Source organism: Microbacterium sp. T3-8 (genome assembly GCF_055398145.1).
On sequence record NZ_AP027918.1, the window covers coordinates 1686362 to 1701585 of the forward strand.

At 69.2% G+C, this 15224-nt stretch carries 15 protein-coding genes; 12 read left to right on the forward strand and 3 right to left on the reverse strand.

Translation table 11 applies throughout. From position 1 onward, the window contains the following. Nucleotides 1–12 precede the first annotated feature (12 nt). The gene (locus tag ACZ5Y9_RS07920) at nt 13–873 is read left to right on the forward strand and encodes an LmeA family phospholipid-binding protein (RefSeq protein ID WP_464472716.1); all 861 of its coding nucleotides are present in this window, start codon (nt 13–15) and stop codon (nt 871–873) included. 1 nt (nt 874) lies between these two features. Here ACZ5Y9_RS07920 and ACZ5Y9_RS07925 read toward each other — a convergent pair whose 3' ends face one another. Then, nucleotides 875–1909, reverse strand: coding sequence for a YhjD/YihY/BrkB family envelope integrity protein (locus ACZ5Y9_RS07925; protein WP_464472717.1), 1035 nt, complete (start codon nt 1907–1909; stop codon nt 875–877). Between the two features lie 150 nt (nt 1910–2059). Here ACZ5Y9_RS07925 and lysA point away from each other — a divergent pair, with 150 nt between their 5' ends. The 6 genes from lysA to ACZ5Y9_RS07955 all read left to right on the forward strand — a co-directional run bounded on the left by lysA (nt 2060) and on the right by ACZ5Y9_RS07955 (nt 9379). After that, nucleotides 2060–3478: a diaminopimelate decarboxylase gene (gene lysA, locus ACZ5Y9_RS07930; protein ID WP_464472718.1), complete on the forward strand. Its 1419-nt coding sequence runs from the start codon at nt 2060–2062 to the stop codon at nt 3476–3478. Nucleotides 3479–3499: 21 nt separating this feature from the next. Next, nucleotides 3500–4804: a homoserine dehydrogenase gene (locus ACZ5Y9_RS07935; protein ID WP_464472719.1), complete on the forward strand. Its 1305-nt coding sequence runs from the start codon at nt 3500–3502 to the stop codon at nt 4802–4804. Next, nucleotides 4801–5736, forward strand: a complete 936-nt coding sequence (gene thrB, locus ACZ5Y9_RS07940; protein WP_247622791.1) for a homoserine kinase — start codon at nt 4801–4803, stop codon at nt 5734–5736. Before ACZ5Y9_RS07935 ends, thrB begins: the two co-directional genes overlap by 4 nt. A gap of 168 nt (nt 5737–5904) precedes the next feature. Next, a complete protein-coding gene (rho, locus tag ACZ5Y9_RS07945) occupies nt 5905–7836 on the forward strand; it encodes a transcription termination factor Rho (protein ID WP_247622790.1) in 1932 nt (643 codons plus the stop codon). An 11-nt stretch (nt 7837–7847) separates the two neighbouring features. Further along, nucleotides 7848–8927 (forward strand): peptide chain release factor 1, encoded by a 1080-nt coding sequence (prfA, locus tag ACZ5Y9_RS07950; RefSeq protein WP_247622789.1) that lies wholly within the window; start codon nt 7848–7850, stop codon nt 8925–8927. Nucleotides 8928–8959: 32 nt separating this feature from the next. Next, nucleotides 8960–9379 (forward strand): hypothetical protein, encoded by a 420-nt coding sequence (locus ACZ5Y9_RS07955; protein WP_464472720.1) that lies wholly within the window; start codon nt 8960–8962, stop codon nt 9377–9379. A gap of 6 nt (nt 9380–9385) precedes the next feature. On the opposite strand, the gene epsC is transcribed toward ACZ5Y9_RS07955, so the two are convergent. Then, entirely contained in the window at nt 9386–9949 is a 564-nt protein-coding gene (gene epsC, locus ACZ5Y9_RS07960; protein ID WP_404596570.1) for a serine O-acetyltransferase EpsC, read from the reverse strand. Between the two features lie 10 nt (nt 9950–9959). Next, nucleotides 9960–10898: a cysteine synthase A gene (gene cysK / locus ACZ5Y9_RS07965; protein WP_247955971.1), complete on the reverse strand. Its 939-nt coding sequence runs from the start codon at nt 10896–10898 to the stop codon at nt 9960–9962. A gap of 100 nt (nt 10899–10998) precedes the next feature. Between cysK and prmC the strand changes: the two genes are divergently transcribed. The 5 genes from prmC to atpB all read left to right on the forward strand — a co-directional run bounded on the left by prmC (nt 10999) and on the right by atpB (nt 15219). Then, complete coding sequence (prmC, locus tag ACZ5Y9_RS07970) at nt 10999–11859, forward strand: peptide chain release factor N(5)-glutamine methyltransferase (protein WP_464472721.1); 861 nt, start codon at nt 10999–11001, stop codon at nt 11857–11859. 38 nt (nt 11860–11897) lie between these two features. Further along, complete coding sequence (locus tag ACZ5Y9_RS07975; protein WP_464472722.1) at nt 11898–12623, forward strand: L-threonylcarbamoyladenylate synthase; 726 nt, start codon at nt 11898–11900, stop codon at nt 12621–12623. Next, complete coding sequence (locus ACZ5Y9_RS07980) at nt 12620–13789, forward strand: glycosyltransferase family 4 protein (RefSeq protein WP_247622783.1); 1170 nt, start codon at nt 12620–12622, stop codon at nt 13787–13789. Before ACZ5Y9_RS07975 ends, ACZ5Y9_RS07980 begins: the two co-directional genes overlap by 4 nt. Beyond that, complete coding sequence (locus ACZ5Y9_RS07985) at nt 13786–14289, forward strand: hypothetical protein (RefSeq protein WP_247622782.1); 504 nt, start codon at nt 13786–13788, stop codon at nt 14287–14289. Before ACZ5Y9_RS07980 ends, ACZ5Y9_RS07985 begins: the two co-directional genes overlap by 4 nt. A 123-nt stretch (nt 14290–14412) precedes the next feature. Next, the gene (atpB, locus tag ACZ5Y9_RS07990; protein ID WP_372491578.1) at nt 14413–15219 is read left to right on the forward strand and encodes a F0F1 ATP synthase subunit A; all 807 of its coding nucleotides are present in this window, start codon (nt 14413–14415) and stop codon (nt 15217–15219) included. The last annotated feature ends 5 nt before the right edge of the window (nt 15220–15224 follow it).

Here is a 15224-nt window from a genome sequence, read left to right on the forward strand (position 1 = left end):
CAGGATGACCCCATGAGCGAAGACAACCGCACGCTGCCGTACCCGGAGCCGGATGCCGAGCATCCGACGCTCGTCCTCCCGGGCGCCGGGACCGGGACCGACGACGGCGTCGCGAGCGCTCCGCAGCGTCGTCGCCGACGCTGGCCGTGGGTGGTGCTCATCGTCGTCGTCGTGCTCGCGGGACTCGTGGTCGCGGCGGAGTTCGTCGCGCGGGCGATCCTTCCGGGAGTCGTGCGCTCGCTCGTCATCGACCAGCTCGACCTCCCTGCGGATCAGCAGCTCGACGTCGACGCCGACGGCCTCCTGCTGCCGCAGCTGATCGGCGGACGTCTCGACAGCCTGCACCTGTCGACCGACGCGGTCACCCTCGAGGGGATCACCGGTGCGGTCGACGTGACCGCGACGGGGGTGCCGCTGCGCGGCGGCGATCTCGCGGGCGCATCGGGCACGATCCGCATCGACGAGGATCAGTTCACCTCGCTGCTGGCGACCACCGACCTGCCGGTCGACACGGTCGCTCTCGACGAACCGAACGCCACCGTCAGCGGGTCGATCACCGTTCTGGGCCTCGCCGTCCCGATCTCGCTCACCCTCACGCCCGGAGCGCTCGAGGGCGACCTCGAACTGACGCCGGTGTCGTTGAGCGTCGGCGGGATCGAGATCGACGCCTCGCAGGTCGGATCGAACCTGGGGTCCATCGGCGCGGATCTCACCCAGCCGCAGCGGATCTGCATCGCCGATCAGCTCCCGGCTGGCCTCACGCTCACCGGGCTGGAGATCGACGGATCCGTGGCCGTGATCGACATCGACGTCGACGGAGCCATCGTCACCGACGAGAGCCTGCTCGAGAAGGGCACCTGCCCGGCCGCGTGAGTCAGGCGTCGCGGGCGGCTTCCTGAGCGGCGCGCAGTTCGTCGGTCGCGATCTTCACATCGATCTCGGCCCGCTGCACGCGACGCTGCGGGAAAGTGGTCGCGCCGAAACGAGCGCGCACCCGGTCCTGCCGCTCCTCCTCGCCCGTGACGATGTAGGCGCACGAGATGAGCATGACCTGCGCCGACAGGTTGAGCCAGATCAGGAGGGCGAGCAGCGACGCGAACGAGGCCAGCAGAGGATTGCTGGTCGCGCCGCCGACGAAGAGCGAGGAGAGCTCCTGGAGCACCAGGAGGCCGACGGCGCCGAGAAGGGCACCGCTCCAGAGGGACCGCGCCGACGGGCGGACCCCGGAGAGCACGAGGAACACGGCGATGAGCAGAGCGGTGTTCAGGGCGAAGACGATCACCAGCGAGAGGATCCGCACGCCCCAGGTCGCCAGCGCGGAGTCGGTGGGGATCCCGAGCAGATCGCTCACCCAACCGACGCCGATCCGTCCGACGATGGAGAGGAACGCCGCCGCGATGAACGCCGCACCGATGCCGATCGCCAGGGCGAGGTTGCGCAGGATCACCCAGATGAACAGGACGTCGCTCTGCGCGGTGCCCGAGATCACACGAACGGCGGTGCGGAGCGACCCCACGGCACCCAGGGCGGCGCCGATCAGGGCGATCGCCGACACCGCGCCCGCCAGCGAGAACGAGATCGGTTCGCGGAGATCGGCCGGATCGATGACTCCGTCCTCGCCGATCAGGCCGGGCACGACGGATTGCACGGCGTCGATGATCGCGTTCCAGGCCTGCGGGTTCCCGGCGAGCCACAGTGCGGCGATGGAGAATCCCAGGAGCACACCGGCGAACACGCTGAACAGGGCGCGGTAGGTGACGCTGTCGGCGAGCATCGGGCCGCGGCGCTCGCTGTAGAGGAGGAAGGCCCGCACGGGCTTGCGCTGGAGCGCCCAGCGCGTCACGGCTGCGATGGCACGCGGGATCGGCCCGGGGCGGGCAGGGGCTTCGGACGTCGACGGGGCTTCCACGTTCCCACCCTACGAGTGAGCGCCGGCCGCCGTCACAGGGGTTGCGGGACGGGCGTCACCATGGCTAGGGCGGCATGCGCCGTGCCCTAGAATCGGGGTCAGTCTCGTCGTGCGCTTCCCGCCCGAGTCCCGCTCCACGATTGGTGTTCCTTGCTTCCCGCTGCCGATTCGCTCGCGCCCGAGTGGCTCGCCGTTCCCGATGACGCGAATGATCTCGCGGCCGGTGTCTGGCCCGCGCGCGCCGCCCGAGACGCCGACGGCGTCCTGACCCTCGCCGGGGTGGATGCCGCGACCCTCGCCCGCACCTACGGCACCCCCCTTCTGGTGCTGGACGAGGACGAGGTGCGTCAGCGCGCACGGGAGTTCCGCCGGGCCTTCGACCAGGCGGCGTCGGAGCACGGCACGGTCGCGCAGGTGTACTACGCCGGCAAGGCGTTCCTCAGCGCCACCGTCGCGCGCTGGGTGGTCGACGAGGGACTCCGCGTCGACGTGTGCACCGGGGGAGAGCTCGAGGTGGCGCTGGCCGCGGGAGTCGCCCCGGCATCCATCGGCTTCCACGGCAACAACAAGTCGACGCGCGAGCTCGAACGAGCGGTCGAGGTCGGTGTGGGCAGCATCATCGTCGACAGCGCGATCGAGATCGAACGACTCGCGGCGATCACCGCCCGCGTGGACGCGGTGCAGCGGGTGCTCGTGCGCGTGATCAGCGGCGTGCACGCCGAGACCCATGACTTCCTCGCCACCGCGCACGAAGACCAGAAGTTCGGATTCCCGCTCGAGGATGCCGAGGTCGCCGTTGCTCGCATCCGAGAGATCCCCGGGCTCGACTTCGTGGGTCTGCACTGCCACATCGGGTCGCAGATCTTCGGCGTCGCCGGGTTCCGCGAGTCCGCCTCGCGCGTGCTCGAACTGCACGCGGCGCTGCTCGAGGGCGGTGCGGTCCCGCAGATGAACCTGGGAGGCGGCTTCGGCATCGCCTACGTCCGCAGCGACGACCCCACTCCGATCGACGTCCTCGCCGGTGAGATCGTGTCCGCCGTCGCCGCGGGCTGCGCCGCGCGCGGCATCGCCGTGCCCGCGCTCTCGTTCGAGCCCGGCCGCGCGATCGTCGGAACGGCGGGCGTCACGCTCTACGAGGTCGGCACGACCAAGGACGTCACCATCGACTCCGGTGCCGTCCGGCGCTACATCAGCGTCGACGGCGGGATGAGCGACAACGCTCGCCCGGCGCTCTACGGGGCGCAGTACTCCGCGCGCATCGCCTCGCGCGTGGGGATCGGCGCCCCGCAGCTGAGTCGCGTGGTCGGCAAGCACTGCGAATCCGGCGACATCGTCGTCGATCACGAGTACCTGCCCTCCGATCTGGTACCGGGCGACCTGCTCGCCGTGCCGACGACGGGCGCGTACTGCGTCTCGCTGTCGAGCAACTACAACCATGTTCCGCGTCCGCCGGTCGTCGCCGTGCGCGACGGTCGCTCGAGGGTCATCGTCCGCGGTGAGACCATCGACGATCTCCTCTCCCGTGACGCGGGCATCGACGGGGCGAACGCCCCCGAGGGAGAGAAATGACCCACCTCCGAAGGAGCAACAATGGCTGAGTACCGACGACTTCGAGTGGCGCTTCTCGGCGCCGGAGCGGTCGGATCCCAGGTCGCCGACCTCCTGCTGCGCCACGGCGACGAGCTCGCCGACCGTGCGGGCGCCTCGCTGGAGCTCGCCGGCATCGCCGTGCGCGACGTCGATGCTCCGCGCGACGTCGACCTTCCGCGCGAGCTCTTCACCACGGATGCCGAGTCGCTGATCCTCGGATCCGACATCGTGATCGAGCTCATGGGCGGTATCGAGCCCGCACGCACGAGCATCCTGCAGGCGATCGGCTCCGGCGCCGATGTGGTCACGGCCAACAAGGCACTCCTCGCCACCCACGGTCCGGAGCTCTTCGAAGCCGCCGACCGTGTCGGTGCCTCCGTGCACTACGAGGCCGCTGCGGCCGGCGCCATCCCGATCATCCGCCCGCTGCGCGATTCACTCGCCGGCGACCGCATCGTGCGCATCATGGGCATCGTGAACGGCACGACGAACTACATCCTCGACCGCATGGACACCGAGGGCGCCGACTTCGCCGACGTGCTCGCCGACGCGCAGCGTCTCGGATACGCGGAGGCCGACCCCACGGCCGACGTCGAAGGCTACGACGCGGCGCAGAAGGCCGCGATCCTCGCGAGCCTGGCTTTCCACACCGCCGTGCCGCTCGACGCGGTCTACCGCGAGGGCATCACCACCGTCACCGCCTCGATGATCGAGGAGGCCCGTTCCGCGGGCTTCGTGATCAAGCTCCTCGCCGTGTGCGAGCGCCTCGACGTCGACGGAACCGAATCGATCTCGGTGCGCGTGTACCCGGCACTGGTACCGCACTCGCACCCGCTGGCGTCGGTGCACGGCGCCAACAATGCGGTGTTCGTCGAAGCCGAGGCCGCCGGTTCCCTGATGTTCTACGGCGCGGGCGCCGGTGGAGTGCAGACCGCGTCGGCCGTGCTCGGTGACGTCGTCTCCGCCGCTCGCCGCCACATCGCCGGGGGCGTGGGCGTCGGCGAGTCGACGCGGGCGAACCTGCCGGTCGTGCCCATCGGGCACGTGACGACCCGTTACCAGGTCACCCTCGAGGTCGCGGACGCTCCGGGTGTGCTCGCCACGGTCGCCGGCATCCTGAGCGACGGGGGCGTCTCGGTCGCCACGATCGTCCAGACGGTCGAGGGCGACGAGGAGCCCACCGCGCGACTCATCATCGGCACGCACCGGGCAGCCGAGCAGTCGCTCAGCGCCGCGGTCGCGGCACTCGCCGACAGCTCGGTCGTCGAGCGCGTCGTGTCGGTGCTGCGCGTGGAAGGCGAGTGACGGTGGCGGAAGGGCGCACGATCGAGGTCCGCGTTCCCGCCACGAGCGCGAACCTCGGGCCGGGATTCGACACCCTCGGCCTCGCACTCAGCGTCTACGACTCCCTCGTCGTCACCGAGCTCCCGGCGGGTGAACTCGACATCGAGGTGTCGGGTTCGGGCGCCGAGGAGATCCCGCGCGACGCGTCGAACCTGATCGTCCGCACGGTCGAGCACGTCTACGCCGATGCCGGCCGGCCGATGCCGGGTCTGCGGATCGTGGCCGAGAACGGCGTGCCGCACGGCCGCGGCCTGGGATCCTCCGGCGCGGCCGTGGTCGCCGGGGTCCTGATCGCGAAGGGCCTCCTCGCCGGAGACGTCGAGATCGGCGACTCCGATCTGCTGCGACTCGCGACCGAGCTCGAGGGGCACCCTGACAACGTCGCGCCCGCCCTCTTCGGCGGCCTGACGATCGCCTGGATGAGCGAGCGCGGCGCGCAGCACAAGAAGCTCCTCGTGCACCGGGGCGTCTCGCCCCTCGTGCTCGTGCCGGCGTACACGATGTCGACGTCGCAGGCGCGCTCTCTGCAGCCGCCGCAGGTGTCCACTGCGGATGCCGTGTTCAACGTGTCGCGTTCGGCGCTGTTGATCGCGGCGCTGACGCAGAGCCCCGAGCTCCTCCTCGACGCGACCGCCGATCGGCTGCACCAGGATTACCGCGCCGAGGCGATGCCCGAGACGCAGCGGCTGGTGCAAGCCCTGCGTGCCGCCGGTTTCGCCGCCGTGGTCTCCGGTGCCGGCCCCAGTGTGCTGGTGCTCGCCGACGGGCCGGGAAGCCGCCAGGACGCGGTCGAACTGGCCGGGCGAGTGACCGACACTCCGTGGGAATCCCTCCTGCTCGCCGTCGATGTGCGTGGTGGTACAGTGGGGGATCGAGCGGAGGGCTCCACGTAACGTCTTCGTGAATCTGGCCCCATTGCAACTCTTGCAAGACCCGCACGTCCAACCTCATGGCACAAGTGCCCAGGCCGGCTGGCGCCGAGCGTCAGCCCGTGCGAACGCGCGCAGCACCCGTTGCGCGTGTGGACCGCTCACTACCCCCGAGAAATAGAGGGAGTACTCGTGGAGAACTTCTCCGAGACCCAGAACGACCAGGCCGCCCCGGTCGTCGATGCCCCGGCAGCAGCCGGCACCGACGCATCCGCTGAGGCGGCACCCGCCCGCAAGCGCGCACCGCGACGTGCGACGACGGCGACCGCCGCCGCGAAGGCCGAGAAGGCGGCAGAGGCCGCGCCGGCCGCCGACGCGGCACCGGCCAAGGCAGATGCCGCAGGCGACAGCGCCGAGGCCGCTCCGAAGGCCAAGGCGCCGCGCCGCAGCCGCGCCAAGAAGGCGGATGCCGAGGCCCCCGCCGCGGAGTCCGCGGGCGAGACGCCCGCTGCGGAGAAGGCTGCCGAGAAGGCGGCTCCCGCCCAGGCCTCCGACGAGAAGTCGACGGAGAAGCCCGCTGACGCCGGTGCTGCGGATGCTTCCGCCGAGCAGGCCCCCAAGACCACGGGACGCGGTCGCCGCGCCCCGAAGAAGACGGCGGAGTCCGACGCTTCGGCCGCCGACGCCCCTGCCGCCGATTCCGCTGCCTCCGACAACGCTCCCGCCGCGGACAACGCCGGTGAGGGTGGCGACGGCGGAGACGAGCAGAGCGGTCGCGGCCGCAGCCGCAACCGCAGCCGCAACCGCGGACGCGGCCAGAACGGCACCGGTGCCGCGCAGGAGCAGCAGGCGCAGCCCGCCGGCGACGACGAGCAGGGCGGCAACGGCCGCAACCGTCAGCGCAACAAGCGCCGCGGCAACGCGCAGACCGACGAGTTCGACACCGAGATCGGTGAGGACGACGTCCTGATCCCGGTCGCCGGCATCCTCGACGTGCTCGACAACTACGCCTTCGTCCGCACGACCGGTTACCTCGCCGGCCCCAGCGACGTCTACGTCTCGCTCGGGCAGGTCAAGAAGTACAACCTGCGCAAGGGCGACGCGGTCGTCGGCTCGATCAAGCAGCCCCGCGAGGGCGAGCAGCAGGGGCGCCAGAAGTACAACGCCCTGGTCAAGGTCGACTCGATCAACGGGCTGTCGATCGACGATGCCGCCACGCGCGTCGAGTTCGGCAAGCTCACGCCGCTCTACCCGCAGGAGCGCCTGCGCCTCGAGACCGCGCCCGAGAAGCTCACGCAGCGCATCATCGACCTGGTCGCGCCGATCGGCAAGGGCCAGCGCGGCCTCATCGTCGCGCCGCCGAAGGCCGGTAAGACGATCGTCCTGCAGCAGATCGCCAATGCGATCGCGCAGAACAACCCCGAGGTCCACCTCATGGTCGTGCTCGTCGACGAGCGCCCCGAAGAGGTCACCGACATGGAGCGCACGGTCAAGGGCGAGGTCATCGCCTCGACGTTCGACCGTCCGGCCGAGGACCACACCACGGTCGCCGAGCTCGCCATCGAGCGTGCGAAGCGCCTGGTCGAGCTCGGTCGAGACGTGGTCGTGCTGCTCGACTCGATCACCCGTCTCGGCCGCGCGTACAACCTGGCGGCTCCGGCTTCCGGCCGCGTGCTCACCGGTGGCGTCGACGCGTCGGCGCTCTACCCGCCCAAGCGCTTCTTCGGCGCCGCGCGCAACATCGAGAACGGCGGATCCCTCACGATCCTCGCCACGGCTCTCGTCGAGACCGGCTCCAAGATGGACGAGGTCATCTTCGAGGAGTTCAAGGGCACCGGCAACAGCGAACTGCGCCTGTCGCGTTCGCTCGCCGACAAGCGCATCTTCCCGGCCGTCGACGTGAACGCGTCGAGCACCCGCCGTGAAGAGATGCTGCTCTCCTCCGACGAGGTCAAGATCACCTGGAAGCTCCGTCGCGCCCTCGCCGGCCTCGACACCCAGCAGGCCCTCGAGGTCGTGCTCGGAAAGCTCAAGGAGACGCAGTCGAACGTCGAGTTCCTCGTGCAGATGCAGAAGTCGATCCCGACCCTGCCCGCAGGTTCGCACGACAACAACATCCGCTGAGCGGAGAGTCCGTGTTCGAGTCCGTCCAGGCTCTGATCGACGAGCACCGCCGGGTCCAGGAGGAACTCTCCGACCCGGCGGTGCACGCCGACGCCGCGCGCGCCAAGCGTGTGAACCGCCGCTATGCCGAGCTGTCGCGCATCGTCGCCGCGTACGAGGCATGGGTCGCGGCATCCGACGACCTGGATGCCGCGCGCGAGCTCGCTCGTGAGGACGAGGCCTTCGCGGCGGAGGTCCCCGGACTCGAGGCCGGACTGCAGGCCGCGCAGGAGAAGCTCCGGCGACTCCTCATCCCGCGTGACCCGGATGACGCCCGTGACGTGATCATGGAGATCAAGGCGGGGGAGGGCGGCGCCGAGAGCGCGCTCTTCGCGGCCGATCTGCTGCGCATGTACGTGCAGTACGCGGCGTCGATGGGATGGAAGACCGAGCTGCTCGAGCGCAACGAGTCCGATCTCGGTGGCTACAAGGACGTCCAGGTCGCGATCAAGGGCTCCTCGACCGACCCGGCGCAGGGCGTCTGGGCGCACCTCAAGTACGAGGGTGGTGTGCACCGCGTGCAGCGCGTGCCGGCGACCGAGTCGCAGGGACGCATCCACACCTCGACCACCGGTGTGCTCGTCTTCCCCGAGGTCGACGAGCCCGACGAGATCGAGATCAACCAGAACGATCTCAAGATCGATGTCTTCCGCTCTTCGGGGCCGGGTGGGCAGTCGGTCAACACGACCGACTCCGCGGTGCGCATCACGCACGTTCCGACGGGCATCGTCGTCTCCATGCAGAACGAGAAGTCGCAGCTGCAGAACCGCGAGGCGGGAATGCGCGTGCTCCGTGCGCGGCTGCTCGCGAAGCAGCAGGAGGAGCTCGATGCGGCGGCATCCGATGCTCGCCGGTCGCAGATCCGCGGCATGGACCGGTCCGAGCGGATCCGCACCTACAACTTCCCCGAGAACCGCATCGCGGATCACCGCACGGGATTCAAGGCCTACAACCTCGATCAGGTGATGGACGGCGCGCTCGGACCGATCATCGAATCGGCGATCACGACCGACGAAGAGGCCCGGCTCGCCGCCGTCGGCACCGAGTCCTGATCCGCACGCCCCCGGAGCGCTAGGCTCGGCGCGTGATCACATTCCTCTTCCGCACCCTCATCTACATCGTGTCCGCGGGGCTCGGGCTGATCGTCGCCGATCTCCTGCTCGACGGATTCCAGATCGAGTGGTCGAAGTGGTGGGGCTTCGTGCTCTGCATCCTGATCTTCGCGCTGCTGCAGAGCATCCTCTCGCCGTGGATCAGCAAGATCGCCGACCGCTACGCGCCGGTGCTGCTCGGTGGAATCGGCATCTTCTCGACCCTGGTGGCGTTGATCATCGTCGTGCTGCTGCCCATCGGCGGTCTGCGCATCGTCGATGTCACCGGCTGGTTGCTCGGCGCGGTGATCGTCTGGCTCATCACGGCGCTGGGCACGGTGCTGCTGCCGCTGATCTTCCTCAAGCGCCGAGTCGGCGACGCGAGCGAGAAGCGAGATCGTCGCGCACGCTGAGCGGAGTCAGATCGAGTAGTCCGGCACGGTGAGCAGCGCGCGCGTGTCTTCGCCGCTCGCGCGCTGACGCGGTTTGGCCGGCACGCCGACGAGCACGCTGTCCGCGGGCGCATCCCGGGTGACGACGGCGTTCGCTCCGACGAAGGAGTGCGCCCCGATCGTCACGGGTCCGAGGATCTTCGCTCCGGCTCCGACGGCGACACCGTCGCCGAGTGTGGGGTGGCGTTTGCCGGTCGAGCGCGAGCGCCCACCGAGCGTGACCCCGTGGTACAGCATCACGTCGTCGCCGATCTCCGAGGTCTCGCCGATCACGACGCCCATGCCGTGGTCGATGAAGAAGCGGCGGCCGATCCGGGCCCCCGGATGGATCTCGATGCCCGTGAACCAGCGGGTGAGCTGCGAGTTGGCGCGTGCGAGGAAACGCAGCCGCCGTCGCCACAGCGCATGCGAGACGCGGTGCGCCCAGATGGCATGGAGTCCGGGGTACAGCAGTGCGACCTCCGCGGCGCTGCGGGCAGCAGGATCGCGGAGCCGGGCAGCGGCGATGTCCTCGCGCATTCGACCGATCATGCGGTGGTCGTCAGTCCTCGCGCAGGTCCGCGAACAGCGCGGTCGACAGGTAGCGCTCCCCGGTGTCGGGAAGGACGACGACGATGTTCTTCCCCGCGTTCTCGGGGCGGGAAGCGACCTGCAGGGCTGCCCACGTCGCTGCGCCGCACGACATGCCGACGAGGAGACCCTCGCGGGCGGCCAGCTCCCGAGCCACCCGGATGGCGTCGTCGAACTCGACGGGGATCACCTCGTCGATCACCTCACGGTCGAGGATCGCGGGGACGAAATTCGGCCCGATGCCCTGGATCTTGTGCGGGCCGGGGTGGCCCTCGCTGAGCATGGGGGAGTCCTTGGGCTCGACGGCGATGACCTGTACACCGGGCTTGGCGGCCTTGAGCGCCTGTCCGGTGCCGGTGACGGTGCCACCGGTGCCGACTCCGGCGATGAAGATGTCGACCTCGCCGTCCGTGTCGCGGAGGATCTCCTGTGCGGTGGTCTCACGGTGGATCTGCGGGTTCGCGGCGTTCTCGAACTGCCGCACCCAAACCGCGCCCGGGGTGTCGGCGACGATCTGCTTCGTGATCTCGATCGCACCGCTCATGCCCTTGGTCGGGTCGGTGAGGACGATCTCTGCGCCGAAAGCCTTGAGCAGCACACGGCGCTCCTTCGACATGGACGCGGGCATGGTGAGGATCACCTTGTAGCCGCGCGCTGCCCCGACCATCGCCAGGGCGATGCCGGTGTTGCCGCTGGTCGACTCCACGATCGTGCCGCCCGGCTGCAGCTCACCGGATGCTTCGGCGGCGTTGATCATCGCGATGCCGATGCGGTCCTTCACGCTGGAGGCGGGGTTGTAGTACTCGAGCTTCGCGAGGACGGTGGCGCCGAGGCCCTCGGTCACGCGGTTCAGACGGACCAGCGGCGTGTTGCCGAACGCGGTCGTGATGTCGGAGTGGATACCGGGCATGGAGGAGCCTTCCTGTGCGGGTCGCTTCGCTCTCAGCCTATGGGAGGGGTACGGGGGAGAGGGCAATGTGACACCCGGCGGGCGCTCTACGCTGGAGATCATGCCCGACACGTCTTTCGCCGCACTCGTCCGTGCGGCCGCTCAGCGCCTCGCCGATGCCGGTGTGACCGATCCGCTCGTCGACGCGGAGCTCCTGGTCGGTCACGTGCGGGGTCTGCGTCGCGGCGAGGTGCAGGCGGCCGTCGTCCGAGGCGACGTGATGAGCGACGCGGATGCCGAGCGGCTCGATGCTCTCGTGACGCGCCGGGAGTCGCGGGAACCCCTGCAGCACATCACCGGCACCGCGCCGTTCCGGCATCTCGAACTGGCCGTGGGCCCCGGGGTGTTCGTCCCCCGACCCGAGACGGAGATGGTGGTGCAGCACGCGATCGACGCGCTCCTGCACGCACCCGATCCGCAGCCGATCGGCATCGATCTCGGCACGGGGAGCGGGGCGATCGCACTCGCGATGGCGACCGAGGTGCCGCACGCGCGGATCTACGCCGCGGAGCTCTCGCCCGAGGCGCACGCGTGGGCGAGCCGCAACACCGCCGATGCCGAGAACCTCACGCTGGTGCTCGCCGACATGGCGGATGCCTTCCCCGACCTCGCCGGTGCCGCCAGCGTCGTCATCTCGAACCCGCCGTACGTGCCGGACTCGGCGATCCCGCGCGACCCCGAGGTGCGCCTCTTCGACCCGGCGATGGCGCTGTACGGCGGCGAGGACGGTCTCGATCTCGTGCGCGCGCTCAGCACCAATGCTCTGCGGCTCCTCCGTCCCGGCGGGCTGCTGGTGATCGAGCACGGTGAACTCCAAGGGGCCGAGATCCGCGGCATCCTCGAGCGCGACGACTGGCGTGCCGCGGCGACGCACCGCGACCTCACCCTGCGTGACCGCGCCACCACGGCCATCCGTCCCTGATCCGTTCTCTCGGCGGCCTCCCGTAGAATCGGAACGACATGTCCTCCATCTTCGACTGCGGCGACGAGGCGCAGCTGCTCGCCGGTATGCGCCATGCACGCCAGGCGATCGGCCGCGGTGAACTCATCGTCATGCCCACCGATACCGTCTACGGCGTGGCCGCCGACGCCTTCTCGCCCGCTGCCGTGCAGCGGCTGCTCGATGCGAAGGGACGGGGGCGCGATCAGCCGCCGCCCGTCCTCATCGGCAGCAAGGAGACGCTGACGGCTCTCGCGGAGTCGGTCCCCGAGCCGGTTCAACGCCTCGTCGACGCCTTCTGGCCCGGCGGGTTGACCATCGTGCTCCCTGCTCAGCCCTCGCTCGTCTGGGATCTCGGCGAGACCCGGGGAACCGTCGCCGTGCGGATGCCCGAGGGGCGCGTGGCGCTGGAGCTGCTGGCCGAGACCGGACCGCTCGCGGTCTCGAGCGCGAACCTCACGGGTCAGGCCGCAGCGATCTCGGCCTTCGACGCCGAGAAGATGCTCGGCGACAGCGTCGCCGTCTACCTCGCAGACGGAATGAGCCGCGACGGTGTGGCCTCGACGATCGTCGATGCCACCTCGCTCGTGCGTCCGCCGGCGGAATCGGATGCCGGACGCGTGCGCATCCTGCGTGACGGGGCGATCAGCCGGGAGCAGCTGGAGGAGGTGCTCGGCGATCTGCTCGAGCCCGCCCCGGAGCCGGATTCCGCGGCGCCCGCGCCTCGACAGGACGGGGATTCGTGAAGCAGTACCTCTTCACGATCATCCTGACCGCCGCGATCACCTTCGTGCTGACCTGGGCGGTCCTGCGGGTGAGCCTGCGGTTCAAGCTGTACCCCGAGATCCGCGATCGCGATGTGCACACGCGTCCCACTCCGCGGCTCGGCGGGGTCGCGATCTTCCTCGGCATCGCCGCCGCGATGGGGATCTCGGCGGCGAACCCCTTCTTCCAGAGCATCTGGATGCCGCCGCAGACGATGTGGTCCATCCTCGGAGCCGCACTGCTGATCGCCGTGATCGGAGTCGTCGACGACCTGTGGGACCTCGACTGGATGATCAAGCTCGGCGCGCAGTTCCTCGCGGCCGGGATCCTCACGATCGGGGGAGGGCTGCAGATCCTCTCCCTCCCGTTCGGCGATCTCATCGTCTTCTCGAGCTGGCTGAGCATCACGATCACGATGTTCGCGATCGTCGTGGTCATGAACGCCGTCAACTTCATCGACGGCCTCGACGGCCTCGTCGCCGGGGTCTGCCTCATCGCCAACGGCGTCTTCTTCGCCTACTCCTACATCTTCACGCGCGACTCCGGCGCCTCGAGCTACTTCAACCTCTCGACCTTCATCGCCGCCGTCCTCATCGGCGCCTGCATCGGTTTCCTGCCCTGGAACTGGAGTCCGGCGAAGCTGTTCATGGGCGACTCGGGCGCACTCGTGCTCGGCCTGCTGATGGCCGTCTCCGCGATCTCCCTCACCGGGCAGATGGATCCGTCCGCGCTCGACCCCGAGCGTCTCGGGCGGTCCCAGCTGCTCGGTGCGTTCATCCCGATCCTGCTGCCGCTGATGGTGGTGCTGCTGCCGTTGCTCGATTTCGGCCTGGCGGTGCTGCGCCGCATGCACGCCGGCAAGTCGCCGTTCTCGCCGGACCGCAAGCACCTGCACCACCGCATGCTCGACCTCGGTCACCGCGACCGTGATGCCGTCCTCATCTTCTACGCCTGGACGGCGGTGATCTCACTCGCCGTCCTCCTCATGTACGTCGGAGCCCGCGAGGACTGGCCGGGCCAGTACCTTCCCGGTGTGGGATTCGGTGTGGTCGGGATCGCGGCCTGCCTGGTTCTCACCCTGAAGCCCTCGCGACGTGCGATCGCCGCAACCCCCGACTCCGACCCGACCCCCGTGGAGCCCTCATGAGTCCGAACCCCGTTTCCAGCACGCCGATCCTGCGACGCACTCTCATCTGGTCGGGAGTCGCCACAGTGGTCCTCGCGATCGCCGCGGCGGTCGTGGGCTATCTCGTCGGGCAGGAGAACGGACTGATCAGCGGCCTGCTCGGTGTGCTCATCGCCGCCGTGTTCCTCGGGATCACCGGTGCGAGCATCCTGATCGCGAACCGGTGGTTCGGCGAGCCGCTCTACGTCCAGTTCTTCTTCGCGATCGTGCTCGGCGGGTGGCTGCTCAAGCTGATCGTGTTCTTCCTCGGCGTCATCGTCCTCAAGGACCAGCCCTGGCTCGACCCCGTGATCTTCTTCGTCGCGATCGTCGCCGGCGTGCTGATGTCGCTGATCGTCGACGCCGTCGTCCTCATGACGATGCGCCTGCCGAACGTCAGCGATGCATCGCTTCCCTCGGTCGCGCCGGAGGACGTCGCTCCGGGGGCCCCGACCGCCGACGAGGACCCCCAGAGGTCTTAGGGCCGCCTCATACTCTGATAGTGTTGAAACGTGCCCGCCGCTCGCCCGCGAGCGCTTGCGCTGTGAAGCACACCGACCATCGTCGCCCCGGTTCTGACCGGTGCCCCGAAGCTGGAGCCCGCGCTGTTTAATCTTGCTGCGACCCTGACGCCACGACTTGCCACCGATGACGAGTTCCACGCTCCGTCGATCGCGGAGTTCTTCCCCGATGCGGTGTTCCAGATCGGCGACCTGGTCATCCACCGCATCCACCTGATCCAGTTCCTGGCCACGATCGCGGTCGTGCTGATCCTCTGGCTCGGAACGCGCAACATGCGCGTCGTCCCCGGGCGCTTCCAGAGCCTCGTCGAGATGGGCCTCGACTTCGTGCGAGTGAACGTCGCCGAGGACCTGCTCGGGCGCAAGGACGGCCGTCGCTTCCTGCCGATCCTCGCCACCATCTTCTTCATGGTGCTGTTCATGAACATCACGGGAATCATCCCGTTCCTGAACATCGCGGGTACGAGCATCATCGCCGTCCCGCTGCTGCTGGCCGTCGTCAGCTACGTCACCTTCATCTACGCCGGCATCAAGAAGAGCCCCAAGGGCTTCTTCAAGAACTCGCTGTTCCCGTCGGGCGTCCCCCCGTTCCTCTACATCATCGTGACGCCGCTCGAGTTCCTCTCGACGTTCATCATCCGGCCCGTCACGCTGACCCTCCGACTGCTGATGAACATGATCGTCGGGCACCTGATGCTCGTCCTGTTCTTCTCCGCAACGCAGTTCTTCGTCATCACTCTCGGAGGGTGGTGGACAGCACTCGGCGCGGGCACGCTCGCGTTCGGCTTCGCGTTCACACTGTTCGAGATCCTGGTGGCGTTCCTGCAGGCCTACGTCTTCACCATCCTCACCGCGGTCTACATCCAGCTCGCGGTCGCAGAAGAGCACTGAGCGGG

Coding starts and splice junctions, on each gene's coding strand:
- ACZ5Y9_RS07935 (WP_464472719.1), top strand. CDS start 3,500: ATGGCTGAGTACCGACGACTTCGAGTGGCGCTTCTCGGCGCCGGAGCG.
- prmC (WP_464472721.1), top strand. CDS start 10,999: ATGCCCGACACGTCTTTCGCCGCACTCGTCCGTGCGGCCGCTCAGCGC.
- ACZ5Y9_RS07985 (WP_247622782.1), top strand. CDS start 13,786: ATGAGTCCGAACCCCGTTTCCAGCACGCCGATCCTGCGACGCACTCTC.
- ACZ5Y9_RS07920 (WP_464472716.1), top strand. CDS start 13: ATGAGCGAAGACAACCGCACGCTGCCGTACCCGGAGCCGGATGCCGAG.
- ACZ5Y9_RS07975 (WP_464472722.1), top strand. CDS start 11,898: ATGTCCTCCATCTTCGACTGCGGCGACGAGGCGCAGCTGCTCGCCGGT.
- cysK (WP_247955971.1), bottom strand. CDS start 10,898: ATGCCCGGTATCCACTCCGACATCACGACCGCGTTCGGCAACACGCCG.
- epsC (WP_404596570.1), bottom strand. CDS start 9,949: ATGATCGGTCGAATGCGCGAGGACATCGCCGCTGCCCGGCTCCGCGAT.